Annotated in this window: 25 protein-coding genes; 12 read left to right on the plus strand and 13 right to left on the minus strand. The window is 62.9% G+C overall.

Going from position 1 to position 24,993, the window contains the following annotated elements; translation table 11 throughout:
* From atpD to H7U37_RS03020, 6 genes are all read right to left on the minus strand, one after another.
* The coding region (gene atpD, locus H7U37_RS02995) for a F0F1 ATP synthase subunit beta (protein WP_204873491.1) at nt 1-934 on the minus strand (934 nt) is incomplete at its 3' end.
* Between the two features lie 39 nt (nt 935-973).
* The gene (gene atpG, locus H7U37_RS03000) at nt 974-1,852 is read right to left on the minus strand and encodes an ATP synthase F1 subunit gamma (protein WP_204873493.1); all 879 of its coding nucleotides are present in this window, start codon (nt 1,850-1,852) and stop codon (nt 974-976) included.
* Nucleotides 1,840-3,885, minus strand: coding sequence for a F0F1 ATP synthase subunit alpha (gene atpA / locus H7U37_RS03005; protein ID WP_204873495.1), 2,046 nt, complete (start codon nt 3,883-3,885; stop codon nt 1,840-1,842). Before atpA ends, atpG begins: the two co-directional genes overlap by 13 nt.
* Nucleotides 3,882-4,370, minus strand: a complete 489-nt coding sequence (gene atpF / locus H7U37_RS03010; RefSeq protein WP_204873497.1) for a F0F1 ATP synthase subunit B — start codon at nt 4,368-4,370, stop codon at nt 3,882-3,884. Before atpF ends, atpA begins: the two co-directional genes overlap by 4 nt.
* A 15-nt stretch (nt 4,371-4,385) precedes the next feature.
* Nucleotides 4,386-4,604, minus strand: a complete 219-nt coding sequence (atpE, locus tag H7U37_RS03015; RefSeq protein ID WP_204873499.1) for an ATP synthase F0 subunit C — start codon at nt 4,602-4,604, stop codon at nt 4,386-4,388.
* Nucleotides 4,605-4,645: 41 nt separating this feature from the next.
* A complete protein-coding gene (locus H7U37_RS03020) occupies nt 4,646-5,341 on the minus strand; it encodes a F0F1 ATP synthase subunit A (RefSeq protein WP_243413516.1) in 696 nt (231 codons plus the stop codon).
* A gap of 239 nt (nt 5,342-5,580) precedes the next feature.
* Here H7U37_RS03020 and H7U37_RS03025 point away from each other — a divergent pair, with 239 nt between their 5' ends.
* The 4 genes from H7U37_RS03025 (at nt 5,581) to H7U37_RS03040 (ending at nt 8,761) form a co-directional block, all read left to right on the plus strand.
* On the plus strand, nt 5,581-6,075 hold the full coding sequence (locus H7U37_RS03025) for a DUF2798 domain-containing protein (RefSeq protein ID WP_204873503.1): 495 nt from the start codon (nt 5,581-5,583) through the stop codon (nt 6,073-6,075).
* A 68-nt stretch (nt 6,076-6,143) separates the two neighbouring features.
* Complete coding sequence (locus tag H7U37_RS03030; RefSeq protein ID WP_204873504.1) at nt 6,144-7,748, plus strand: sensor histidine kinase; 1,605 nt, start codon at nt 6,144-6,146, stop codon at nt 7,746-7,748.
* Entirely contained in the window at nt 7,749-8,429 is a 681-nt protein-coding gene (locus tag H7U37_RS03035; protein ID WP_204873505.1) for a response regulator transcription factor, read from the plus strand.
* 38 nt (nt 8,430-8,467) lie between these two features.
* On the plus strand, nt 8,468-8,761 hold the full coding sequence (locus tag H7U37_RS03040; RefSeq protein ID WP_204873506.1) for a hypothetical protein: 294 nt from the start codon (nt 8,468-8,470) through the stop codon (nt 8,759-8,761).
* Between the two features lie 262 nt (nt 8,762-9,023).
* On the opposite strand, the gene H7U37_RS03045 is transcribed toward H7U37_RS03040, so the two are convergent.
* The 3 genes from H7U37_RS03045 to H7U37_RS03055 form a co-directional block, all read right to left on the minus strand.
* Nucleotides 9,024-9,980, minus strand: coding sequence for an ROK family protein (locus H7U37_RS03045; protein WP_204873507.1), 957 nt, complete (start codon nt 9,978-9,980; stop codon nt 9,024-9,026).
* A gap of 116 nt (nt 9,981-10,096) precedes the next feature.
* On the minus strand, nt 10,097-11,161 hold the full coding sequence (locus H7U37_RS03050) for a lysylphosphatidylglycerol synthase transmembrane domain-containing protein (RefSeq protein ID WP_204873508.1): 1,065 nt from the start codon (nt 11,159-11,161) through the stop codon (nt 10,097-10,099).
* Nucleotides 11,161-12,246 (minus strand): MGDG synthase family glycosyltransferase, encoded by a 1,086-nt coding sequence (locus H7U37_RS03055; RefSeq protein ID WP_204873509.1) that lies wholly within the window; start codon nt 12,244-12,246, stop codon nt 11,161-11,163. Before H7U37_RS03055 ends, H7U37_RS03050 begins: the two co-directional genes overlap by 1 nt.
* Nucleotides 12,247-12,483: 237 nt before the next feature.
* On the opposite strand from H7U37_RS03055, the gene H7U37_RS03060 reads away from it, so the two are divergent.
* Together H7U37_RS03060 and H7U37_RS03065 are read left to right on the plus strand one after the other, a co-directional pair.
* Entirely contained in the window at nt 12,484-13,161 is a 678-nt protein-coding gene (locus tag H7U37_RS03060; RefSeq protein WP_204873511.1) for a response regulator transcription factor, read from the plus strand.
* A gap of 13 nt (nt 13,162-13,174) precedes the next feature.
* On the plus strand, nt 13,175-14,467 hold the full coding sequence (locus tag H7U37_RS03065; protein WP_204873513.1) for a sensor histidine kinase: 1,293 nt from the start codon (nt 13,175-13,177) through the stop codon (nt 14,465-14,467).
* A gap of 64 nt (nt 14,468-14,531) precedes the next feature.
* Here H7U37_RS03065 and H7U37_RS03070 read toward each other — a convergent pair whose 3' ends face one another.
* From H7U37_RS03070 to H7U37_RS03085, 4 genes are all read right to left on the minus strand, one after another.
* Nucleotides 14,532-15,122, minus strand: coding sequence for an ATP-binding cassette domain-containing protein (locus tag H7U37_RS03070; RefSeq protein WP_204873515.1), 591 nt, complete (start codon nt 15,120-15,122; stop codon nt 14,532-14,534).
* Nucleotides 15,119-15,865 carry an ABC transporter permease gene (locus H7U37_RS03075; RefSeq protein ID WP_204873517.1) on the minus strand — a complete coding sequence of 249 codons (747 nt, stop codon included), beginning with the start codon at nt 15,863-15,865 and terminating at the stop codon, nt 15,119-15,121. Before H7U37_RS03075 ends, H7U37_RS03070 begins: the two co-directional genes overlap by 4 nt.
* Before the next feature lie 319 nt (nt 15,866-16,184).
* The gene (locus tag H7U37_RS03080) at nt 16,185-17,237 is read right to left on the minus strand and encodes an ABC transporter substrate-binding protein (RefSeq protein ID WP_204873519.1); all 1,053 of its coding nucleotides are present in this window, start codon (nt 17,235-17,237) and stop codon (nt 16,185-16,187) included.
* Between the two features lie 21 nt (nt 17,238-17,258).
* A complete protein-coding gene (locus H7U37_RS03085) occupies nt 17,259-17,957 on the minus strand; it encodes a Crp/Fnr family transcriptional regulator (RefSeq protein WP_204873521.1) in 699 nt (232 codons plus the stop codon).
* A gap of 145 nt (nt 17,958-18,102) precedes the next feature.
* Between H7U37_RS03085 and H7U37_RS03090 the strand changes: the two genes are divergently transcribed.
* The 6 genes from H7U37_RS03090 (at nt 18,103) to H7U37_RS03115 (ending at nt 24,707) form a co-directional block, all read left to right on the plus strand.
* On the plus strand, nt 18,103-18,306 hold the full coding sequence (locus H7U37_RS03090; RefSeq protein ID WP_204873523.1) for a hypothetical protein: 204 nt from the start codon (nt 18,103-18,105) through the stop codon (nt 18,304-18,306).
* 98 nt (nt 18,307-18,404) lie between these two features.
* On the plus strand, nt 18,405-19,412 hold the full coding sequence (locus H7U37_RS03095) for an LCP family protein (RefSeq protein ID WP_207751934.1): 1,008 nt from the start codon (nt 18,405-18,407) through the stop codon (nt 19,410-19,412).
* Nucleotides 19,413-19,551: 139 nt separating this feature from the next.
* Nucleotides 19,552-21,405, plus strand: a complete 1,854-nt coding sequence (locus H7U37_RS03100; RefSeq protein WP_243414211.1) for an LTA synthase family protein — start codon at nt 19,552-19,554, stop codon at nt 21,403-21,405.
* 103 nt (nt 21,406-21,508) lie between these two features.
* Entirely contained in the window at nt 21,509-22,903 is a 1,395-nt protein-coding gene (gene asnS, locus H7U37_RS03105) for an asparagine--tRNA ligase (protein WP_204873524.1), read from the plus strand.
* 36 nt (nt 22,904-22,939) lie between these two features.
* Nucleotides 22,940-23,614 carry a 3'-5' exonuclease gene (locus tag H7U37_RS03110; RefSeq protein WP_204873525.1) on the plus strand — a complete coding sequence of 225 codons (675 nt, stop codon included), beginning with the start codon at nt 22,940-22,942 and terminating at the stop codon, nt 23,612-23,614.
* Nucleotides 23,615-23,660: 46 nt separating this feature from the next.
* The gene (locus H7U37_RS03115) at nt 23,661-24,707 is read left to right on the plus strand and encodes a LacI family DNA-binding transcriptional regulator (RefSeq protein WP_338049763.1); all 1,047 of its coding nucleotides are present in this window, start codon (nt 23,661-23,663) and stop codon (nt 24,705-24,707) included.
* Nucleotides 24,708-24,993 lie beyond the last annotated feature (286 nt).

Raw genomic sequence — 24,993 nt, forward strand, 5'->3', positions numbered from 1 at the left:
GGGCGGGGTCGGTCAGGTCGTCGGCGGGGACGTAGACGGCCTGGACCGAGGTGATGGAGCCGCTGTCGGTGGAGGTGATGCGCTCCTGCAAAGCGCCCATCTCATTGGCCAGGGTGGGCTGGTAGCCCACGGCGGAGGGCATCCGGCCCATGAGGGCGGAGACCTCGCTGCCGGCCTGGACATAGCGGAAGATGTTGTCGATGAAGAGGAGCACGTCCTGCTTTTCCTGGTCGCGGAAGTATTCGGCCATGGTCAGGCCCGTGAGGGCCACCCGCATCCGGGCTCCGGGGGGCTCGTTCATCTGTCCAAAAACCAGGGCGGTCTTTTCGATGACGCCGGAATCGGTCATCTCACGCCACAGGTCGTTGCCCTCGCGGGTGCGTTCGCCCACGCCGGTAAAGATGGAGTAGCCGCCGTGCTCGGTGGCGATGTTGTGGATCAGCTCCTGGATGAGGACGGTCTTGCCCACGCCGGCGCCGCCGAAGAGGCCGATCTTACCGCCTCTGGCATAGGGGGCCAGCAGGTCGATGACCTTGATGCCGGTCTCAAAGAGGTCCACCACAGGGCGCTGGGATGCAAAGGGCGGGGGACTGCGGTGGATGGACCACCGCGCCGCGCCTTCCGGGGCCGGCTTGCCGTCGATGGGCCGGCCCAGCACGTTGAACATACGCCCCAGGACCTGCTGGCCCACCGGTACCGAGATGGGGGCGCCGGTGGCGGTAACCGTCATCCCGCGGCCCAGGCCCTCGCTGGGGGAGAGCATGATGCACCGTACGGTGTCGCTCCCCACGTGCTGGGCCACCTCCATGACCTGCTCGGTGCCGTTGAGGGGGACGGTCAGGGCGTCTTTGACGGCGGGCAGATGGCCGGGGGCAAAGGCCACGTCCACCACAGGTCCCATGACCTGTACAATGGTTCCTTGTGTTTGATTCATATTCAAATCACCTGTGCTTGATGGGTTTGAGGGAAAGGGTCAGCGGGCGGCCTGGGCGCCGCCCACGATCTCGGTGATCTCCTGGGTGATGGCGCTCTGCCGGGCGCGGTTATAGTCCAGGGAAAGGGTGCGCAGCATCTCTCTGGCGTTGTCCGAGGCGGCCTTCATGGCGGTCATGCGGGCGTGCTGTTCGGAGCAGAAGGACTCCACCAGCGTGCCGAAGAGGACGCCCTTCAGATAGCCGGGGACCAGGTGGTCCATGACCTCCCCCACCGAGGGGACGTAGGTCACGCTGCCCTGATAGCTGCTGGGCTGCTCCTCCCAGGGGAAGATGTCCCGGCTCAGGGGGAGAAGCTGCAAAATGGTGGGCTGGAGGGTGATGGGGTTGACCATCTGGGTAAAGACCACATGGATCTCATCCAGTTTTTTGTCCAGAAAGAGCTGGATGAGAAATTCCGCGATGTCCCGGGCCCGGGGCATGGTGGGGTCCTGGGCGGTGTAGAGGAATTCGCCGTCCACCCGTATCCCCAGCTCCTGGAAGTGGCTGCGGCCCGCCTGGCCCACCACGAAAAGGCTGGTGTTGGTCCGGCCGGCCATGTGCTCCTCGGCCAGCTTGAGGACGTTGTGGTTGTAAGCGCCGGCCATGCCCTTGTCGCCGGTGATGACCACATAGCCGAGCTTCCGCTCCTCCGGGGGAATGGTCCGGCGGGGGTCGAAGAAGGGGTGGTGGATGTCGGGGGAATGGTGGAGGATATCGGCGATGGTGGTCTCGATCTTGTGGAAATAGGGCTCCACATCGTTGAGCTGCTTGCGGGCCTTGCGCAGGCTGGAGGAGGAGATCAGATACATGGCGTTGGTGATCTTTAAGGTCTGCTCCACGCTCTTGATGTGGGTGCGGATCTCTTTTATGCCTGCCATGTGGCGCTCACCCGCTTTTTATACTCGTCCAGGCAGGCGCGGATGGTCTCCACCGCCATGCCGGACAGGTTGCCTGTGGATTGGATCTCCTCCATCACATCGCCGTGCTCGGCCTCCATGGCGTGGCACAGTCCGCCGGCGAAGGGCCGGATCTGCTCCAGGGGCACGTCGTCCAGAAGGCCGTTGGTGGCGGCATAGAGGAGCACCGCCTGGCGCGCCACGGTAAAGGGCTGGTAGAGGGGCTGCTTGAGCAGCTCCAAAAGCCGCTTGCCATGCCCCAGGGCCTGCTGGGTGGCTTTGTCCAGGTCGGAGGAGAACTGGGTAAACACCTCCAGCTCCCGGAAGCGGGCCAGGTCGATGCGCAGGGTGCCGGCGGTCTTTTTCACCGCCCGGGTCTGGGCGGAGCCGCCCACACGGGAAACGGAGAGGCCCACGTTGACGGCGGGCCGCTGGCCGGCGTTGAAGAGGTCGCTCTCCAGGTAGATCTGGCCGTCGGTGATGGAGATGACGTTGGTGGGGATGTAGGCCGACACGTCGCCGGCCTGGGTCTCGATGATGGGCAGAGCGGTCATGGAGCCGCCGCCGTATTCCCTGGTCAGGCGGCAGGCCCGCTCCAGCAGGCGGGAGTGGAGGTAAAAGACGTCGCCGGGGTAGGCCTCGCGGCCGGGAGAGCGCTTGAGGAGGAGGGAAATGGCCCGGTAGGCCACGGCGTGCTTGGAGAGGTCGTCGTAGACGATGAGCACGTCCCTGCCCTGGCTCATAAAGTATTCGCCCATAGCGGCGCCGGCGTAGGGGGCCACATACTGGAGGGGAGCCGGGTCGCTGGCGGTGGAGGAGACCACAATGGAGTAATCCATGGCGCCGTGCTTGACCAGGGTGTCCCGGATGCGGGCCACGGTGGAGGCCTTTTGGCCGATGGCCACATAGATGCAGATTACGTTCTGCCCCTTCTGATTGAGGATGGTGTCCAGCGCGATGGAGGTTTTGCCGGTCTGCCGGTCGCCGATGATAAGCTCACGCTGGCCCCGTCCGATGGGGACCATGGCGTCGATGGCCAGGATACCGGTCTGCAGAGGCTGGGTCACCGGTTCGCGGGTGACCACGCCGCTGGCCTCCCGCTCGATGGGGCGGCGCTCGGTATACTGGATGGAGCCCAGGCCGTCGATGGGATGGCCCAGCGCGTCCACCACCCGGCCGATGAGCCCGTCGCCCACCGGCACGTCGGCGGGACGTCCGGTGCGTCTCACCACGCTGCCCTCGCCCAGGCCGTCCTCGGCGCCCAGCAGCACCACGCCCACGTGATCCCGGGACAGGTCCATGACCATGCCCGAAACGCCGGTCTCAAATTCCACCAGCTCGCCGTACACCGCCCGGTCCAGACCGGATACGGTGGCGATACCGTCGCCCATTTCCAGGATGCGGCCCGTTTCGCTGGTTTCGGAGTGGCTGTCGAAGCCCAGGATCTGCTCTTTCAGCTCTTCCACCAGGTCGTCCACGCTGTCGCCGATGTGCTCGGGGCTCCGGTCCAGGCCCTGGGCCAGGCGTTCCAGCCGGCCCTTGACGCTGCGGTCATAGGTGACCCCGTCCACATCCAGAATAAAACCGCCCAGAATGGACGGATCAATTTGAATATCCAGCACCACCTTGTCCAGATGGCGCATTTTGCAAACCGCCTGGCGCACGTCGGCCAGCATTTGCTCGTCCGGCTCCCGGGCGCAGGTCATCACGCACACCGCGCCGCCCTGCGCGGCCAGGACCAGTTCCCGAATGGAGGCGCAGATCTTGGGGAACTGGGAGATCTTTCCCTCCTGGAGCAGGAGAATCAGGAAGGCCTGGAGGGGCTGGCGGCCTTCCAGAACGGGGGCGCTGCGGATCAGCTCCTCCTTTTGGGCCTGGGAGACGGCGGGGCTGGTGAGGGTCTGCCACAGTTCATGGTCGGCCAGCAGGGCGGAGCAGGCCTGCTCCACGCCCTGGGTCTCGCCCTCCGACAGGGAGAAGAGGGCGGCGGCATAGCGCTGAATTTCTTCCTTCATACCCCTTCACCTGCCTCTTTCAAAAAGTCCTGTACCACGGCCCGGTCGCTTTCGCTGTCCAGCCGCTGACGGGCCACCTGAGAGGCGGCCAGCAGGGCCAGCTGGGCCATTTCCTGCCGGGCGTCGCGGAGCATGGTCTCCCGCTCGGCGGCCAGCTTGTTCTGGGCGTCCCGCTGCACCTTGTGGGCGTCCTCCTGGGCGGCGGCCAACAGGGCCTCGTACTCCTTCTTGCCTTGGGCCTGGGCCTGGGCCAGAATACGGCCGGCCTCCTCATGGGCGTGGTCCAGCTTTTCCTGGCAGGACTGCTGGAGCCGCTTGGCCTGATCGTTGCTGGCCTTTGCCTCGTCCAGCTCCTGCTGGACCAGTCTGGCCCGCTCCTCCAGCACGGCGTTCACCCGGCCAAAGAGGAATTTACGGAAGAAGAAAAACAGCACCAATAAATTGATGATGGTGAACACGATGGTGCTCAGATGGAATTCCAGCATGAGGGACGCCCCCTTTTAACCGACGAAGATGACCAGCAGCGCGGTGATAAAGCCGAAGATGGCGGTACCTTCCGCCAGGGCGCAGCCCAGCAGCAGCGCGCTGTTGATTTTGCCGGCGGCCTCCGGCTGACGGGCGATGGCCTCGGTGGCCTTTCCGGTGGCGAAGCCGATGCCGACACCGGCGCCAAGACCGGTGAGAACTGCGATGCCAGCGGCGATGATTCCAATGTTCATAGTAAATTCCTCCTAGAAAATAGCACAATAAAGGAAAGGGATCAGTCCTCGTCCCGGATACCCTCGCCGGTAAAGAGCGCGGTAAGAAAGACAAAGACCACGGTCTGGATGAGACCGTCGAAGAGATCGAAATACAGGCTGAAAATGGCGGGCAGAATGACCGGGACCAGGTATTTGAGCATCTCCATAATAATGAAGGCGCCCAGGACGTTGCCGAACAGACGCATACACAGGGCCAGGGGCCGGATGACGATCTCCATCAGGTTGATGGGGAGCAGCAGGGGCATGGGCTTTGCGAACTGTTTCCAGCCGCCCAGAAAGCCCCGGTAGCGGAATTGCGCGCCGTAGATCACGCATAGGCTCATCAGAGCCAGGGCGGTGGTGACGCTCAGATCCTTGGTCGGCGGTGTGAGACCGAAGATACCGATGATGTTGGCGCAGGCGATGTAGACGGCCACCGTGCCCAGATAGGGCGCGAAGGGTTTCCAGTGGGGGCCGATGGAGTCGCGGGTAAAGTCGTTGAGAAAGCTGACCGCGTATTCCAGGGCGCATTGGAGCTTGCCTGGGTTGAGCACCTTCAGGTCGTGGGTGAGGAGCAGCACGGCCAGGATCAGCACCGCCATGATGATCCAGCTTACCACCACCGACTCATAGACCGGGATACCGCCGCATATGGGGATGGTAAAGGCCTGTTCCGTTCCCAATTCAGAGATTAGCATTTCTTTGAATTCTTCCAAATTTACTTCACCTCCCATAAGCGGTTTTATCTTAACGCCCCGCCGCCGGTTTGAGAATCCTTTCGAAAGTAAAAAAAACGCCGCCGGCAAAACCTCGGCACATTCACGGGAGAAGCGGAGGAACGGGGAAAGGGGAATCAGAGATTTTTACAAAATTTCCGCAGGCGTGAAATTTCCGCTTACGAAGGGGGGAGGGAGCCTGCTATAATGACACGCGAATAAGAAAAGGAGGTTGCAATATGCCGACCAATCAGCGGGAAAGTTTGATTTATACCGTTATGATGTGTTTTTGTATGGTGCTTTGGATGAGTATTTACAACGTGTCCATCCAGATGGGCGGACTGTCGCTGGTCAGCGTAGAGGAGGGGTGGCTGGGCTTCCCCATCGCCTATGTATTCGCCATGTGCTGCGACTGGTTCGTGGTGTCCAAGCTGGCCAAGGGGGTGGCCTTCCGGTTCCTGGTGAAGCCGGAGAGCCCGGCGCTCCATAAGATTCTGGCCATTTCCTCCTGCATGGTGGTGGGCATGGTGGTCATCATGTCCCTCTACGGCGCGGCGGAGGGCTGCGTCCACACCGGCGCGTGGGACGGTCTGCTGATGCAGTGGCTGGTCAACATTCCCCGGAATTTCATTATGGCCCTGCCCTTTCAGCTGATCGTGGCCGGTCCGCTGGTCCGGTTCCTCTTCCGGAAGGCGTTCCCCGTGGGTACGGTTCTTCCACAGCCCGCCGTTTGACAAAGGCCCCTCCTTTCTCCTATACTTATACTTGCTTTAGGTATCCGTGGGAAAAGGAGGGATTTTTTATGGAAGAACGCACCTCCATCCGTCACCAGATGGTGGGTCTGAGTATGCGGGTGGTACTGGTGGCCATTCTGCTCTCCACGGGGGCGACGCTGGGCCTCACCCTGATGGAGGAATACCGGCATATGGAGGAGAATCTGACGGATCTCTCCATGCTTCTGAGCCGGACGCCGGTGGTGCGGGGCGCGATGCGCTCCGAGGAGCAGGGGGCTTTGCTCAACGCCCTGCTGGTGGAGATGGTGGAGGATGTGGAGTCGGTGGACCTGGTGGCGGCGGCGGATGCCGGCGGGACGGTGCGCTATGCGCCCGACGCCGCGCTGGTGGGCGCGCAGCTCCCGGAAGAGGCCGTCTCCGTTCTCCGGGAGGGAGAAGAGGTGTGCATCCGCTCCGGCGGACTGGTGGCGGATACCGAGCGGGGGGCGTATGCCGCCGTGCGGGAGGAGGATGGCACGCTGATTGGGGTGGTATTTGCCGGTATGTACCGCCGGAGTGTGGCGCAGCTGGTGGTGCGCACGGTGCTGCAATTTCTGTGCGTGGCGGCGGCGGCGGCGGTGGTGGCCGGCGGCCTGGCGGTACAGCGGTCCAAACGGATCAAAAAGGCCCTGCTGGGCCATGAGCCGGATGCCTTTGCCCGGCTGTTTCTCCAGCGGCAGGACATTCTGGAGGCGCTGGAGGAGGGGATTCTGGCCATCGACCGGGACAGCCGGGTGATCTACCTCAACGCCGCCGCCGCCCGGATGCTGTCCATCGGCCGGGAACAGGCGGTGGGAAAGCTGCTGCGGGAGGTCTATCCCTGCTCCACCATGGACCGCATTTTGCAGACTGGCCGGCCGGAATATAATGTGAGCCTGGAATCCCTGAAGCATGTACGCGTCCTTTCGGACCGGGTGCCCATCCGGGAGGGAAAGGAGATCGCGGGCGCGGTGGGGATTTTCCGCAACCGGACCGAGGTGACCCGCCTGGCGGAGGATCTGACGGGGGTGCGCCACATGGTGGACGCCCTGCGGGCCTATACCCACGAATTTATGAACAAGCTCCATGTGATTCTGGGACTGCTCCAGCTGGGGGAGACTCAAAAAGCCCAGCAGTACATTATGGATACCACCCGCATCCAGCAGGAGGCGGTGGGCCGGATCACCCGCTGCATCCGGGACCCGTCGGTGGCGGCGCTGCTGGTGGGCAAGGCCAGCCACTGCGCCGAGCTGGGCATCCGGTTTACCCTGGACGGAGGGAGCAGCCTGACGGCCGGAGGAAGCCTGCCGCCGGAGGCCTGTATCACCCTGCTGGGCAACCTGATCGAAAACGCGGCGGACTGTCTCAACCAGTCGCCCCGGGAGGAAAAGGAGATCACCGTGGCCATTTTGGAGGAGGACGACAGCCTGCTGGTGTGCGTGGAGGACAACGGACCCGGCATCGCGCCCGACTTGAAAAGCCAGATGTTCCAGCCGGGGGTCTCCACCAAGGGCAAGGACCGGGGGACCGGTCTGGCGCTGGTCCGGGAGGTGGTGGAGGCCTACCGCGGCCAAATCCGCGTGGAGTCGGAGCCGGGCATGGGGACCAGCTTTTTTGTCACCTTCCGCAGGAAGGCGGAGAAGGAGGAGGGTTGAATGCAGTATCGTACCATCATTGTGGAGGACGACCCCATGGTGGCGCAGCTCAACCGGGTTTATGTGGAAAAAGATCCCCGGTTTCAGGTGGTGGATCGCTTTGGGGACGGGCGGTCTGCCCTTTACTGGCTGGAGAACCACCAGGCGGACCTGGCGCTGCTGGACGTATACATGCCCCGCTTTTCCGGGCTGGAGCTGCTGCGGGAGCTGCGCGGCCGGGCCATCCCCATCGAGGTCATCATGATTACCGCCGCCAGCGATACGGGGACGGTGGACGCGCTGCTCCATCTGGGGGTGAATGATTATCTGGTCAAGCCCTTCACGCTGGAGCGGTTCCAGCAGGCGCTGGACAAATTCTGCGCCCACAGGGAGGCCATGGCGGCGGCAGGCGGGTCGATGAGTCAGTCGGAAGTGGACCGGCTGCTGTCCAATCCCCAGACCGCCGGGGTACTGCCCAAGGGCTATCTGAAAAGGACCCTGGAGCTGGTGCGGGCCTGCCTGCGGGAAGCGGAGACCAGCTTAAGCAGCGAGGCCGTGGCCGCTCGGACGGGGCTGTCGGCCGTCACGGCGCGGCGCTATGTCAATTATCTGACCGAATGCGGCGAGGTGGTCAGCACGGTGGATTACGACACCGGCGGCCGGCCCAGCCGGCTCTATTCTCTGCCCAAAGGAGACACATGATCCCCGGTTCCGGCATATACTGTGGAGAGGTGATGCGTGTGGAGATCTCTGAGGGGACCCGCAAAGCGGCCACCGAGCGGCTGGTGCTGTGCGCGGCGGCGGCGGGGGTGCTCTGGTACGGCGGCCGGCGGCTGTGCGCGGCGGCCATGCCGCAGGTCTGGGAACGGTACGGCACCTTTGTGGAGGAAAACCGGCTGAGCGGCGTCGCCCTCACGGCGGGGGTGTTGTTCTTGGCCTCTCTGGCGGTCGTTCCCCTGCCGAAGGAGCTGCCCGGACCGGAGGAGGGGGCGTGCCAAACGTGGCCCGAGGAAGACAAGGTATGTTCCCCCTAGGGGCGGCACCGCCCGCGGCGAGGGAATGGTATCCTTTTCTACCTCGTAGGGGCGACCCTTGTGGTCGCCCGCTTCCATGCAGGCACGTTGACGTTTCCTGCACTGCGGTTCACTTCTTCGACAGATTGAGGACGCCATATACGGCGTCCCTACGCTCTGTATCCGGCGAAGAAAGAAGAAGCCCCTGGACCGTTGGTCCAGGGGCAAAAGCTTTCTTTGCCTCCTTTCTTTCTCGAAAGAAAGGAGGGCGAAAGAAAGGAGGTTAACGGAAGCGGGGAAGGAGGGCGGCGCCGATGATGCCGGCGTCGTTGCCCAGCTCGGCCCGGACCAGGCGGGTGCGGTGGGCGCTGTTGCGGGCGTAGTCCTCCCGGTTGAGGATGTGGCGCACCGGACCCAGCAGATTTTCGCCCTGGTTGGACAGGCCGCCGCCGATGCAGAACACCTCCGGCTGGAGGACGTTGACCAGGCTGGCCACGCCGTTGCCCAGGTACTCGATGAACTCATCCACCACCAGGTTGGCGGCCTGATCACCCTGCTGGGCGGCGTCGAAGGGGACGCGGCCGTTGACCTTGGCGAGGTCGCCCTCGGCCAGCTGCCAGAGGAGGGAGTCGGGGTACTGGGACATGATTTCACGGGTGCGGCGAATGAGGGCGGTGGCGGAGCAATAGGTCTCGAAGCAGCCCTGGCGGCCGCAGGTGCAGGGACGCCCGCCCTTTTCAATGACGAAGTGGCCAACCTCCATGCCGGCGTAGTTGAAGCCGGTGTAGAGCTTGCCGTTAAAGACGGCGCCGCCGCCGATGCCGGTGCCCAGGGTGATGGCCACCATGGAGACACTGCCCTTGCCGGCGCCGCTGGCGTATTCGCCCAGAGCGGCGGCGTTTGCGTCATTTTCCAGATAGATAGGCAGCTCCATCGGCATATTGCGCCGCACCAGATCGGAGAGAGGCACGTCCTGGAAGTTCAGATTGCTCCAAAAGCGGACCACGCCGGACACGGGGTCGATGGTGCCGGGGGAGCCGATGCCGATGGAAGCGGCGTCCCGCAGGGCCAGGCCGGCATTTTCGGCGGCCTGGGTGGCGGCCTGCGCCATGGCGGCGGCCACCAGCGCCTCGCCATCCCGGGGAGTGGGAATGCTGGAACGGCCCAGAATCACGCCGTCCTCATCCACGGCGGCGGCGGCAATGTTGGTGCCGCCCAAATCAATGCCCAAATAATACATACTATGCCCTCACTCTCGACAGACCCGCGCACCGTGGGTCAGGGGGCGGGCCTGAATCAGAAAAATCAACACAGCCTCCTGAAAAACAGAATAACTGATAAAGGCATTATACCATATCATATGGTAAAATGCAAAAGGTCCTTATTGTGTTTGCCGGGGAATTTTCCGTTTTTTACCGCCGGGCAGAGACGGCGGACCAGGCAGCGGGCCAGGAAAACGCCGCCGCTGACCAGGAGGAAGCCATAAAAGCTCACCGTTCGGCTGACCAGCATGGCGGGCATGACCAGGGCCTGGCCGAACAGGGGGGAGAAGGCGGAGACGAAGCCTCCCTCGGCGGGTCCCACCGCGCCGGGGAGGGGGAGAGCGGAGACCGCCACGGTCAGCAGGGCCTGGGTGCCCAGGAAAAGGGCCAGCGGGAGACCGGAGCAGCCAAAGGACCGGTAGACCAGATAGGGCACGGCATACAGAGCGGTCAGCTGGACCAGGGCCAGAAGGAGGAGAACGGGGAAGAGCAGGGGCGCGGTACGCAGGCAGCGGGCCCCGGCGGCGTATTCCTCCAAAAGGGCCTCTGTGTGGAGCTTGTCGCCCAGACCCAGCCGGCGGAGGAGGGCGGAGACCCACCCCAGTACCCGGCGGGCCACCGCCGGCCAGAAGAGGCAGCAGAGCATCCCCGCCGTCAGCGCCGTCAGCACGCCGCCGCCGTAGACCAGGAGCGCCCCCAGTACGCCGCCCATGCGCAGGCGGATTGTGGGGAGGAGCAGCCAGGACAAAAGGCCGTAGAGCAGCGTGGCGATCTGATAGCTGAGGGAGAGGAGGAGCATATCCAGGGTCCCATGGGAGGGCGGTATTCCGTCCCGGGACATTTCATAGACCTGCGCGGGCTGTCCGCCTGCCGCCGAAGGGGTCACCGAGCTGACATAAAAGCCGGTGAAGGAATAGCCCAGACAGCGGCGGTAGGGGACGGCATGGCCCAGACGGGCCAGGATGATGCGGGAGCCCAGGGCCTCCATGGCCACGAAAAGGGTCATGAGACCGAAGGCGCCGGCGATGTACCAGCCATCCACCCCCCGCAGGGCCTTCCAGATCCCGGCGGGGGACTGCTCATGAAAGAGGGCCCAGGCGGTAAGCCCCATGAGCACCAGGAGAAGCACGACGCCCCAGCGGCGTCCCCGGCGGCCCATCAGCTCACCTGCCTGCCCAGGGAGGAGACCAGATGCACAAAGCTCTCCTCCTCCAGCTGGGCTTTCCGGCGGCGCATCCGGCGGGATATGCGCTCCAGAGACACGGTGTCGCGGATCAGCTGGCACACGCTCTCCACACACTGTCCGTCAGAGCTCCCCGCCATCCGTGCCAATCCGGCCTGAATGAGGAACCGGGCGTTTTCCCGCTCCTGGGCCAGTGTGGGCGTCCAGAGCAGCATGGGCAGCTCGGCGGAGATGCTCTCAAAGACGGTGATGCCCCCCGGCTTGGAGAGGAGCAGCTCGGCCTGGGCCATGTAGTCAAAGACCCGCTCGGTGTATCCCACCGCCGTAATGTTGGGGTAGCGGCCGGACAGGTGCTCCAGCAGCCGCTGATTGCCGCCGGTGAGGACGGTCACATGGATGTCAGACTGGGCGGCCAGCTTTTTGTAAAATCCCTCTCCCCAGGGGACCAGACCCAGGCCTCCTCCCATCACCAGCAGCTGCCGGGAACCGGAGACGGGCCGGCGGACCAGCTGCTTGAACTCGGGCCGGACCGGGATGCCGGTGACGAAAATACGCGCCGGGTCCACCCCACGGCCGGCCAGCTGGCGGCGCAGCTCCGGGCTGCCCACCAGATAGGCGTCGGTTTCCGGATAGATCCATTCGGCGTGCTGGGAGAAGTCGGTGACGCAGGTAATGAGGGGGACGGAGGCGCCGCCCTGACGGCGGCAATGGGCGGTCAGCCGGGCGCAGAGGGGATGGGTGGCCACCACCGCGTCGGGATGGAATTCCCGCAGCAGGGCGGACATGGCCTCCCGCATGGGGCGCTCCAGCGGGGCGGGATGGTCGTCGGCCAGCAGGTCGGACATGCGGTAATAAGTATTAAAAATCCCCGCGCCGTAGGTCACAAGCATGCGAAAGGCATGGTACATGGCCTCTGAACTGGAGCCGGGCATGGCGTAGGAGAAGAAATCCACCACCTGGACCCGCATGGCGGGATAAGCGGCCAGAAGCTGCTGGCGCAGCGCCCGCGCGGCGGAGCAATGGCCCGCGCCGAAGCGGCCGGTCAGGATGAGGATAGTCATAAACGCTCCCTCCTTGTTCTCTGGATGCCTCTACTATAACAGAAAAATCTTTTGGATATACTGGCACAAAATTAAAGACTTTCTTAAATTGCGGTAAAATTTCCCCATACCCCGGGCCTGGAGAAGAGGAGGCGGGTTTTTAGGAAGAATTTAGGTTGAGATGTTACCATAGCGGCATAGCGGGAAAAAAGCGTCCGGACGGCGTCACGCCCGGACGGTAAATTTGGAGGAACGATTATGCACATTCTGATTATAGAGGACGAAAAAAGACTGGCCGAGACGTTGGCCCAGATTATGGAGGAGCAGCGCTATCAGACCGAGATCGTCAACAACGGCGCGGACGGGTTGGACTATGCCCTGTCGGGACAGTACGATCTGGTGCTGCTGGATGTGATGCTGCCCAAGCTGGACGGCCTGGAGGTGGCAAAGCGGCTGCGGGAGGCCCATATCTCCACCCCCATTTTGATGCTCACCGCCCGGGACGAGATCGAGGACAAGATCAGCGGGCTGGACTGCGGGGCGGACGATTACATGACCAAGCCCTTTGATTCCGGCGAGCTGCTGGCCAGAGTGCGGGCCCTGACCCGCCGCCAGGGGGAGGTGCTGGCCCAGTGCCTGACGGTGTCCGATCTGACCCTCAATCTCTCCACCCGGTGCCTCTCCTGCGCGGGCCGGTCGGTCCGCCTGGGCTTTAAGGAGTTCGACGTGCTCCGCCTGCTCATGTCGGCCCCAAAGGCCGTCATTCCCAAGGAGGACATCATCACCAAGGTGTGGGGGATGGAGTCCGACGCCGAGGACAACAACGTGGAGGTCTACATCTCCTTTCTGCGTAAAAAGCTGAGCTTTCTCAATTCCAGGGTGACCATCGGCACGGTGCGCAAGGTGGGCTATCATCTGGAGTTCCCGCTGAGCTGAGGGGGGAGCGGCCATGCTGCGCAAGCTGCGATACAAGTTTATCCTGACCAATATGCTCCTGGTGAGTCTGGTGCTGCTGGGGGTGTTCAGCGGCCTGCTTTGGTACAACGCCAAATGGCTGGAGAAGGAGAGCCTCTCCACCATGCGCGCGGCGATGGAATGGGAGGAGGGAGACCCCGCCCGGTTTGAGCTGGACGTCCCGCCCGTCCGGGAGCAGCAGGAGGACGTCCTGGAAAAGCGGCAGCTGGCCATGCTCTCCGTCTTTGCCGTGGAGGTGGACGAGACGGGAGAGATACTGTCCTGCCACAGTCTGGACAGCGTCAGCGTCTCGGAGGAGCTGATGGAGCAGGCGGTTTCGGCGGCGCTGGCCGACGGACAGAGCAGCGGCACGCTGGAGAGCCTCCATCTGCGCTATCTGGTGCGGACGCGGCAGGACGGGAGCAAATCCATGGCCTTTTTGGATCGGGGCTGGGAGTGGTCCACCACGTTGGGGCTGATCCTGGTGGCGCTGCCGGTGGGGATCGTAGCCCTGCTGTGCTTTTTCCTGGTGAGTTTTTTCCTCTCCACCCTGGCCCTCCGGCCGGTGAGTCAGGCCTGGGAGCAGCAGCGGCAGTTTGTGGCCGACGCCTCTCACGAGCTCAAGACCCCCATTACGGTGATTCTGGCCAACGCGGGGCTGCTGATGGCCCATCCGGACGACACGATGGCCAACCAGAAAAAATGGATCACCTTTATCCAGGAAGAGGGCACGCGGATGCGGGGGCTGGTGGAGGATATGCTGTTTCTGGCCAAAAACGACGCCGCCCGGCAAAACGGGCCCATGACCCGGCTGTCCATGAGCGAGCTGGTGACCGGCTGCGTGCTGCCCTTTGAGCCGGTGGCCTTTGAGGCCGGGGTGGCGCTGGAGAGCGACATCGAGCCGGAGTTGAGTCTGGACGGGGATGAGAGCCAGCTCAAGCGGCTGGTACTCATTTTGCTGGACAACGCGGTCAAATACGCCGGAAAGGGCGGAAAGGTGTGCGTCACGCTGCGCAAGAGCCAGGACCGGCTGGCGCTGTCGGTGCGCAACAGCGGCAATCCCATCCCACCGGAGCACCTGCCCCATATTTTTGAGCGCTTCTACCGGGCGGACAGCGCCCGCTCCCGGGAGCAGGGCGGATATGGTCTGGGACTGGCCATCGCAAAGGCCATCGTGCAGAGCCACAGAGGGCGGATCACCGCCGAAAGCGACGCCGTCCAGGGGACCGTGTTCACCGCGGTTTTACCTACGGAGAGGAAAAAAGACTGGGTGGATCTGTTCTGCTGACGGCACAAAAAAGACGGCTATGAGGCGTAAAAGCTTCATAGCCGTCTTTTATAGCGTACAGACCTTATGGAGCGGGCGGCGGGACGAGACGCAGGGGCGGGCCGTCCAGCCAGACCACGCTTTGGCACAGGGCCAGAAGTTCCGGCTCGTGGCCGGAGAGGAGAATGGGGACGGACAGTTCCCTCATCCGGGTCAGGATGCGCTTTGCTCTGTCCCGGTCCACGCCGGTGAAAGGCTCGTCCAGCAGGAAAAGGCCGCCGCCGCAGGCCAGCGCCCGGGCCAGGGCCAGACGGCGGCGCATCCCGCCGGAGAGCTGGGCCGGACGGGCGTGCTCCTCGCCGGTCAGCTCCACCAGCGCCAGCCAATGGGCCGCCTCCTGCCGTCTGCCGCGGGGAAGAACGTCGGTCAAATGCTCCTCCGCCGTGCGCCAGGGCAGCAGCCGGTCCTCCTGGAAGAGCATGGTCACCGGGCCGGGAAGGACAGCCGTCCCCTCGTCGGGGCGCTGCAAGCCGGCCAGGACCCGCAGCAGCGTGGTCTTGCCGCATCCGGAGGGGCCGGACAGGCCTACGATGCCGCGCTCGGGAAGCTGGAGGGAAAAGTGGTGCAGGACCTCCTTTTCGCCAAAACGAACGGTAATATTTTGGACGGAAATCACCCTTTGTCACCACCCTTCAGCCGGAGGAGCAGGGCCGCCAGACCCCGTTCCATGAGAAAGCTGAGGGCCAGCACCACCAGAGTCCAGGCAAAGAGCTCCGGCGTTTCCAGATAATATTTGGAGTAGTAGACCTGGGTGCCGATGGCCTGCTTTGGAATGCACAGCACCTCAGCGGCCACACCGGCCTTCCAGGCAAGGCCCAGGGCGGTATGACAGCCGCTGGCAAAGTAGGGGAGCACCGAGGGAATATAGACCAGCTTTACCGTTTTCCAGCGGCCGAAGCGGTAGACCTTGGCGGCTTCCAGCAGCAGCGGGTCCGTCTGCCGGATGCCCTGGGACACGTTGCCCCACACCACCGGAAGGACCATCAGGGCGGAGACCGCCACCGGCACCCGGTTAGTGTAGACCCACAAAAGGACCAGCAGGCTGAAGGAGGCCACCGGAATGGCGCGAATCACCCGGATGGCCGGGGTCAGAATGGCGTCGGCCCAGTCCCAGGCGGTGGTGAGCACCGCCAGCAGGGCGCCCAGAAGGGTACCCAACAGCATCCCGGCAAAAATACGCAGCAGGGAAGCCAGAATGGTCTGCCAGAAGGAGGCGGTGGCGCCCAGAGCGGCCAGCGTTTCCGCCACCTTGCGCGGTCCGGGCAGCAGGAACTCGGCATTGACCCGCCAGGCGGCAAAGGCCCATACCGCCAGCCAAAAGAGCAGCGCCGCCAGGACCCGTATTGTTTTATCCCTCATAATTCCTCCTGATCGAGCCGCTGCGCGCGGGGCGCCAGGCCCTTTTCCCGAAAAGGGCCTGGACCAAAAGGGGACAAGGGGGGATACCCCCCTTGTCAATCCCCCAGGTGCGCCGAGGCCGGGTGATGACAGGTACCCGTTCCCCCGCAGTTGCCACCTACATACAGAAATAAGACGTTTTTTGCGAAACTTACCGGACGAGCGCTTTATGAAAGCTTTCTTTGCCGTCCGGTTTTGCAAACTTACCGGACGAGCGCTTTATGAAAGCTTTCTTTGCCTACTTTCTTTCTCGAAAGAAAGTAGGGCGAAAGAAAGTAAGTTAGGGCATGTAGTAGAAGGCGTCGTCGGGGATGCTGCCGCCGATGGAGGAGGGATCAGCGTCCCACAGGACCTGATAGTACTCCTGGATGCTGAGCATATCCGAACCGGTGATGCAGACCAGATTGGCCTGGGGGATGGCGGCCTTGGCGATGGGCTCCTTGGGCACGATGCCGGCCTCCACCACCAGGGCGGCGGCCTCATCGGGGTTATCCCGGACATAGGCGATGGAGTCGGCGTATTCCTCCAGGAAGTTTTCCACCGCCTGGGGATTTTCCTGGGCAAATTCGGTGCGCACCACCACGCAGCCCATGGTCATGGTGCCTTCCGCGCCCGTCTGGGTCCAGGCGTCGTTGAGGTCGATGGCGGCGCGGATGTCGCTGCTCTGCATGAGCACCGAGGTGGCGGCGGGCACAGGCAGCATGGCCACGTCGGCGTCGCCGGAGAGCATCAGGGCGGAGACCTCCTCACCGGTGGCCTTCCACTCGATGGTCACGTCAACGCCGGGCTCCAGACCGTTGGCGCGGAGCAGGTAATTGAGCACATACTCGGGGTTGGCGCCCTGGCCGGTGGCATAGACCGTCTTGCCGGCCAGATCGGCGATGGACTGGATGCTGTCGCCGTTTTCCAGGATGTAGAGCACGCCCAGGGTGTTGAGGGCCAGCATCTGGATGGCGCCGTTGGTCTTATTATAGAGGGTGGCGGCCACATTGGTGGGGAGGGCGGCGATGTCCAGCTCGCCGCTGGTCAGCTTGCCGGTGAGGTCGGTGGGCTGGGCGGCCACGGTGACGGTGTAGTCGTTCAGGGTAAGGCCGTCGGTGTTGTCCGCCATCAGCTTGGCGGCGCCCATACCGGTGGGACCGCTGAGCATGGCCAGGTTGACGGCGGGCCGGTCGGCGGAGACGGTGGGTTCCGCGGAGGGCTGGGCGCTCTCAATCACCGGCGCGGCGGAGGGGGTGGACGTGGGATCGGCGTTCTGAGGGGCGCAGCCGGCCAGCAGACCGGTCAGCAGGGCCAGCGCCAGGAGCAGGGCGGACATACGGGTGCGATTCATACAAAGATCAATCCTTTCCATTTATTCTGAAACGGGAGCCGGCTGTGTGTGCGCCTGGAGGGCGTGCAGCCTGGCTTCCGCCAGGATCTCTACCGTTCGGCCCCGGCGGCTGACCGCGCCCGCCGCTTCCAGGGTATCGAACGCCCGGTACAGGGAGGCGCGGCTCACATTCAGCCGGGCCGCCAGGCCGGTGAGGGAGCAGTCCAGCGTCACCACCGCGCCCTGCCGCCGGTCCATCAGGTAACGGGCCAGCCGCTCTTCGGCGCCGCCGGCCAGCAGCTGGTCCAGCTTGTCGCTCAAAAAGCGGACCCGGCCGGACAGATAGCGGATATAGGCCATGGCTGCCTCCGGTACCTGGGCAAACAGGTCCTCCACCAGGGCCTGGGGAAAGAGCAGCACCGACGCATGGGTGCAGGCGGTGAGGGTGGTGGCATAGTTGCCGCTGGTGTGGAAGAGGGCCGCCGCGCCGAAGAGCTCGCCGGGCCGGAGGGTGTTGACGATGAGCTGTCCCTTGCGCACCTCCAGCTGACCGGCCAGGATCACCCCCAGACTGCGGGCGTAGACGGTGGGGGAGTAGACCACCGTGCCCCGGGGGCAGCGCAGCCGGGTACACCGGGGATCGGCCAAAAAGGCCTCCAGCGCCGGCCGGGACAGATTTTGGAGCAGGAAAACGTGATGCAGCGTCTCCCACTCCGCCTGGGTCAGATGTGCCGTCTCCAAGGCCGTCGCTCCCTTCTCTTGATCTGTCTCATTTGAGACAGACAACACTTTACACGTCCGGGGCGGAAATGTCAAGGGGGTGTCAGTGGAGCGAAGGGAGGTAGGGGCATAGGATGGGGTATGACCGGTGAGAGGAGGCTTTTTTATGCAGGCTGGTCCCATCTGTCCCCGTCCGCCCGACGGGGAGCCCATGAAACGTCACACGCCGCCCCGCACTCAGCCCCGCCCGGCGGAGGACTGCCGGGTGCTGGAGGCGCTGCTGCGGCAGAATCAGATCCTGCTGGAGCTTCTGGGGGCGATGAACGGATTGACCGCCGCGCTTTTGGCCCGGGAGCGGCGGCGGGAATGAATTTTGGCTCTTGCCGAACGGGCTGGGATTCGGTATACTATTCAAGAAACCCACAGACCCGTTTTTGACCAAAGAAAAGGAAGGTGTATGGCCTTAACATGGCGAAAAGAATCCTCCGCAGCGCCAAGCGTTCCCCGCTCAAGCGACTGTTCCGTTTGCTCTACCGCCTGTTGGTGGCGGTATCGGCAGTGATCGTGACCCTTTATGTGGCGTATCATTTCATCAGTGAGCAGCCCACCACCGCCCAGAACGGTACGGAGCTGCCCGTGGCCAACGGCGCCAGCGAGCAGGTGGCCGACATCAACGGACGCATCCGCAAGGACAAGACCTGGACCTTTTTGCTGGCCGCCAGCGACCAGGCCAGCGGCAACGCCGACACCATTATGGTGGGCATGTATGACACCGTCAACCAGAAGGCCGGGCTGGTCTCCATTCCCCGGGACACCCTGATGGCGGAAAAGCCCTATAAAATCAATTCGGTCTACCACGGCGGGCCGGAGGCCATGATGGCGGCGGTCTCCGATCTGCTGGGCATTCCCATCGACCACTACATCACGGTGGATATCGAGGGCTTCAAGGCCCTGGTGAACGCGGTGGACGGGATTGACTTTGAGGTCCCCGTGGATATGTCCTATGACGACCCCATGCAGGACCTGCACATCCATTTTTCCGCCGGCATGACCCATCTGGACGGCCAGGCCGCCATGGAGGTCTGCCGCTTCCGGCACAACAACGCCTGGGAGGAGCAGGTGGCCTATACTGACGTGGAGCGCACCCAGACCCAGCAGGCAGTGCTTTCGGCCATCGCCAAAAAGGTGCTGTCCAACCCCCAGAAGCTGGGGGAATACGCGGCGATTTTTTACGAATATGTGGATACCGATTTGACCTTAGGCAATTTCCTCTGGTTTGTGGAGCCGGTCACAGGATTTGACCTGTCCAGCGGGCTGTCCACCGCCACGCTGCCCGGCGACGGGACGGTCACCTACAAGGGCTATACGTACTGCTATGAGCTCTACCCCGAGGAGGTCCTGGAGATCGTCAACGAGATGATCAACCCCTACACCACCCCCGTCACCATGGAGATGACCAACATTACCCAGAGCTGAAGCCTTCCCGCAGAGAACGGCGGACAGCCTCCACGGATGGAGCTGTCCGTCGATTTTTTGCGATTGCCGCAAAAAAGTGTTTTATAGACGGGAAATTTGTGTTATAGTAATACCACTTGCAGCAGAAAGAGAGATGCTTATGGCGACCCAAACAAAACGACCGTCCTCCATGACGCGGCTGCTTTGGCGGAAGCTGCCCCTCACCGGACGTTTGACCGAAGTGCTGGTATGGACGAGCTTTGCCCTCATGCCGCTGCTCTCCTTTACGCTGGTGGAGCTGCTCAACTATAACCAGCCCTGGAGGACCTTTTCCGGCCTTCAGATCCTGCTGAATTTGCCCTGGTATTATATGGGGCTGCTGCTCTGGTATCTGATCACCGGACGGCCGCTGATGGCGGCGCGGCTCTCGCTGGCGTCGGCCTGGCTCATCGGCATGGTCAACCGCTATGTGGTGCGCTTTCGGGGGCGGATCATCTTTCCGGCGGACCTGCTGACCCTGAAAACCGCGGCCAATGTGGCGGGCAATTACAGCTATACCCTGGACGAGGTGCAGATCCGCACGGGACTGGTGGTTTTGCTGGTGCTGGCGGCCCTTTTTCTGCTGCCCGCCCGCAAGGGCCGGCGCAAGGGGATCTGGCGGATCGGCGTGCCGGGGCTGTCCCTTTCGGCGGCCTTTCTGCTCCTCTTTTTCGCCACCAACGCGGTGCCCAACGCGGGCATCAAGCCCTCCCTCTGGGCGACCCAGGGCAACGGCCTGGCCCTCAACTTTACCCTCTGTCTCCGATACAGCCAGGTGAGCCCGCCGGAGGACTACGGCCAGGAGACGGTGACCGCCCTTATGGCGGAGTATCCCTCCGACCCGGCGGTGCTGTCGGGAGAGGAGACCACGCCGGTCAACCTCATCGTCATCATGGACGAGGCCTTCTCCGACTTTTCGGTGCTGCCCGGGGTGGAGACCAGCCAGGACCCCCTGCCCTTCCTCCACAGCCTCACCGAAAATACGGTGAAGGGCTATGTCTATTCCTCCGTCTTTGGGGGCACCACCGCCAACTCCGAATATGAGTTTCTCACCGGCAACACCACCGCCCTTTTGCCCACCGGTACGGTGCCCTATCAGATGTACGTCAACGGCGAGACCCCCAGTCTGGTGGGTCAGATGAAGGACCTGGGCTATACCTGCGTGGCCATGCACCCCTATTACTCCTCCGGATGGAACCGCCCGGCGGTCTATTCCTACTTCGGCTTTGACGAGACCCATTTCCAGCAGGATTTTACACAGATTTACCGCATCCGGGAGTACATCTCCGACCAGACCGATTTTGAAAACCTGATCCGGCGCTACGAGGCCAAGGAGGCGGGGGAACGGCTCTTTGTGTTCAATGTGACCATGCAGAACCACAGCGGCTACAATCAGGCGTGGACCAACCTGGAGCGGGAGATCACCCTCACCCAGCCGGACGACAGCCGCTACACGGGAGACGGCGTGGACCAGTATCTCAACCTGGTCCATGAGACCGATCAGGCGCTGGCATATCTGATTGATTACTTTTCCTCCGTGGAGGAGCCCACCATGATCTGCGTCTTTGGCGACCACCAGCCTCAGGTGGAGACCTCCTTTTATCAGGTGGTGCTGGGCAATGCGCCCGCCATGGAGGAACTGCAAAAAAAGCAGATGACCCCCTTTTTCATCTGGGCAAACTATGATATTCCCGAGGCGGAGGGGATGGAGCTGTCCATCAACTATCTGTCCGCCCTGCTGACCGAGACGGCCAACCTGCCCCAGACCGGGTATCAGAAGTTTCTGCGCCGGCTGGAGACGGCGCTGCCGGTGATCAACGCGGTGGGGCTCCGGGACGCCGCGGGCGTCTGGACGGACGACCCGGAGGCCCTGTCCCAGGAGGCCCTGGCGGGATACTCGGAGTATGATATGCTGGTGTATAACCAGGTCTTTGACGCCCGGAGCTGGGCGGAGGATTTTTATACCCTGTCCTAGGCGTAAAAAGCGGAGGAAAATGGGCGCCGCTCTTGCAAAGTACAAAAAAGATGATATACTAGATTTTGCCTTATATTTACTAAAGAGATGGAGTTGAACCACCATGAAACGAACCACTGTGGCGCAGATCTTTGCCGACCAGGGGGCTTTTGGCGGCCAGACCGTGACGGTCTGCGGCTGGGCCCGTACCATCCGGGATATGAAGACCTTCGGATTTATCGAGCTCAACGACGGCTCCTGCTTCCGTAATCTTCAGATCGTCTTTGCCGACAACGAGGTGGAGAACTTCAAGGAGATCGCCAAGAGCAGCGTGGGTACCGCCTTTGTCATCACCGGTACGGTGATCCTCACCCCCGGGGCCAAGCAGCCGCTGGAGCTGCGGGCCGCCTCCGTCGCCGTGGAGGGTCCCTCCACCCCCGACTATCCCCTCCAGAAAAAGCGCCACAGCGTGGAATTTTTGCGTACCATTCAGCACCTGCGCCCCAGAACCAACCTGTTTTCCGCGGCCTTCCGGGTGCGCTCCGTCACCGCCCACGCCATCCACTGCTTCTTCCAGGACCAGGGCTTTGTCTATGTCCACACCCCCATCATCACCGCCAGCGACTGCGAGGGCGCCGGCGAGATGTTCCAGGTGACCACGCTGGACCTGGAAAACGTCCCCAAGACCGCCGACGGCGCCGTGGATTACAGCAAGGACTTTTTCGGCAAGAAGGCCAATCTCACCGTCTCCGGCCAGCTGAACTGTGAAAACTTCGCCATGGCCTTCGGCAATGTGTACACCTTCGGTCCCACCTTCCGGGCCGAAAACTCCAACACCCAGCGCCACGCCGCCGAGTTCTGGATGATTGAGCCGGAAATGGCCTTTGCCGACCTGAGCGACTACATGGACAACGCCGAGGCCATGATCAAATACGTCATCCGCTATGTCATGGACAAGTGCCCCGACGAGATGAATTTCTTCAACTCCTTTGTGGACAAGGGCCTCAAGGAGCGGCTGGAGCATGTGGCCTCCTCCGACTTCGCCCGGGTGAGCTACACCGAGGCCATTCAGATCCTGGAGGAGAACAACGACAAGTTCGACTTCAAGGTCTACTGGGGCTGCGACCTTCAGACCGAGCATGAGCGCTACCTCACCGAGCAGGTGTACAAGCGCCCCGTGTTCGTCACCGACTATCCCAAGGAGATCAAGGCGTTCTATATGCGCCTCAACGACGACGGCAAGACGGTGGCGGCCGCCGACTGCCTGGTACCCGGCATCGGCGAGCTGATCGGCGGCTCCCAGCGCGAGGAGCGGCTGGAGCTGCTGGAGGGCCGCATCCAGGAGCTGGGGATGGACCCCAAGGATTACTGGTGGTATCTGGACCTGCGGCGCTACGGCTCCTGCCGTCACGCCGGCTACGGCCTGGGCTTCGAGCGGATGGTGATGTATCTGACGGGCATCAACAACATCCGGGACGTGGAGCTCCATCCCCGTACGGTGGGCAACGCGGAATTTTAAGAAAGCCCCGCCGCCGGGCAGTAAGGAAGCGATACCATGTACGACACCCATATTTTCCTGGATTTCGAGATGAATCCCATCCCCCGGCAGTACAAAGAGGCGCGGGCCATCGCCAGAGCGGAGATCGTGGAGATCGGCGCGGTGAAGCTGGACCGGGACTACACCCTGGTGGACCGGTTTTCCTGCTATGTGCGCCCGGAATACAACACCATTACCCCCCGCATCACCGAGATCACCGGCATCACCCAGGACAAGGTGAAAAACGCCCAGCCCTTCGGTCCGGCCATGGAGGCCTTCGGCGCCTGGATCGGGGAGGGGCGGGGGCGGATCTACTCCTGGAGCCGCACCGACCAATACCAGCTCTATGACGAGAGCTGGCTGAAGGAATACGAGCTGCCCTGGCAGCTCAACCAGCGGTGGCTGGATTTTCAGGCGGTCTACACCCGGCTGATCGGCCTGTCCCGGGCCAATCCCCTGTCGCTGCAAAACGCGCTGGGGGCGGCGGAATACCAGTTTGCCGGCGCGGCCCACCGGGCGGTGTACGACGCGGAGAACTCCGCGTCTCTGCTCCAGCTGGTCAAGGCGGGGCGGCTGGCGGAGCAGGCCAAGGTGGTCATGGACCTGATGCACCCCAAACGGCAGGGCGGCTTTTCCCTGGGCGACGCCTGCGCCGATCAACTGAAGGCTTTTTTGGCCAGACAACAGGAATAAAAAATGCAGGGCTGCCCGTTATGGGCGGCCTTTGCTTTCCCATCGGATGGGTCTAAGAAAAAGGAGGTGTCCAATTATGCTTACCATACGGCAGATTGCCCAGCTTGCGGGGGTGTCCCGGGGCACAGTGGACCGGGTGCTCAACAACCGGGCCGGAGTCAATCCGGAAACCGCCGCCCGGGTGCGCCGCATCGCCGAGGAGGTGGGCTATCAGCCGAACATTGCCGGCCAGCTGCTGGCCGCCCGAAAGCGGGATCTGCGCATCGCCTTTGTGTGCTGCGATACCCCGGATACGGTCTACTTTCAGGATGTGCTCCGGGCGGCCCGGGAAAAAGCCGCCTCTCTGGAGCCCTTTGGCATCACGGTGAATTTCTATCTCTTTCAGGAGATGAGCGAGGGAGCCATCACAGAGGTGCTGGCCCGCCTGGAGGCGGACAGGCCGGACGGGGTGGCCCTTCTGCCCATGACGGTGCCGCCGGTCCAGAGCTTTATTTCCCGTATGGAGGAGCGGGGCACACCCATGGTCTTTTATAACGCCGACTATGCGGCCAAGCGGCTTTGCTATGTGGGCTGCGACTATATCCAGGCCGGCCGGGTGGCGGCGGGGCTGACGGCCCTGTGTACCGACCGGAAGGGCACGGTGCTCTTTCTCACCCACCATGACCTGGAGAGCCCCCCCTATCTGGCCCGGAGCCAGGGCTTTCGGCAGGAGCTGGTCCGCTATCCGGAGCTGCGCCTGTTCCAGGAGGAGGCCGTGGTGTTCCAGAACGAGGACTGCACCCAGGCGGTGGAGACGGTGCGCCGCCATCCGGAGATCAACGCGGTGTACATCGTGAATTTGGGCGACTTCTCCATCTGCCGTTCGGTATACGAGGGGGCGGGACGGCCCCTCTCCATCATTACCAGCGACCTGGTGCCGGTCCAGCGGGAGATGCTGCGGGAGGGCGTCATCTCGGCCACCATGACCCAGCAGCCGGAGGTGCAGGGGGCTTTGCCCATTCAGATTCTGTCAGACTATCTCCTCTTTGACGAGCTGCCCCGCAAGGACCGATTTTATACCGACCTGAGCATCCGCATTGCCCAAAATATGTGACGGTGTTTCCGGTCCACAGGCGGCCGCGCCGCCGCGCCGGGACGGGTAAAGACCCGTTCCGGTGCTTTTTTGCCCATTTTTGAAATGGGAGACGTTTTTTTATACAAAAAGTCTGTGCCGTTCTTATGCAAAACGGAAAACCTTAGTAAAAATGGTAAGATACAATTGACACAGGAGGGGGAAAACAGTATCATAAGTTCTCAAAGAAACGTGCCCGAGCACGAGTACGGGAAAGCAACACAGAGCCGCCGGCAGGCGGCATTTTTTCCCGGAAGAGACCGGAATG

This window comes from Pseudoflavonifractor phocaeensis (assembly GCF_016901735.1).
Taxonomy (GTDB): domain Bacteria; phylum Bacillota; class Clostridia; order Oscillospirales; family Oscillospiraceae; genus Pseudoflavonifractor_A.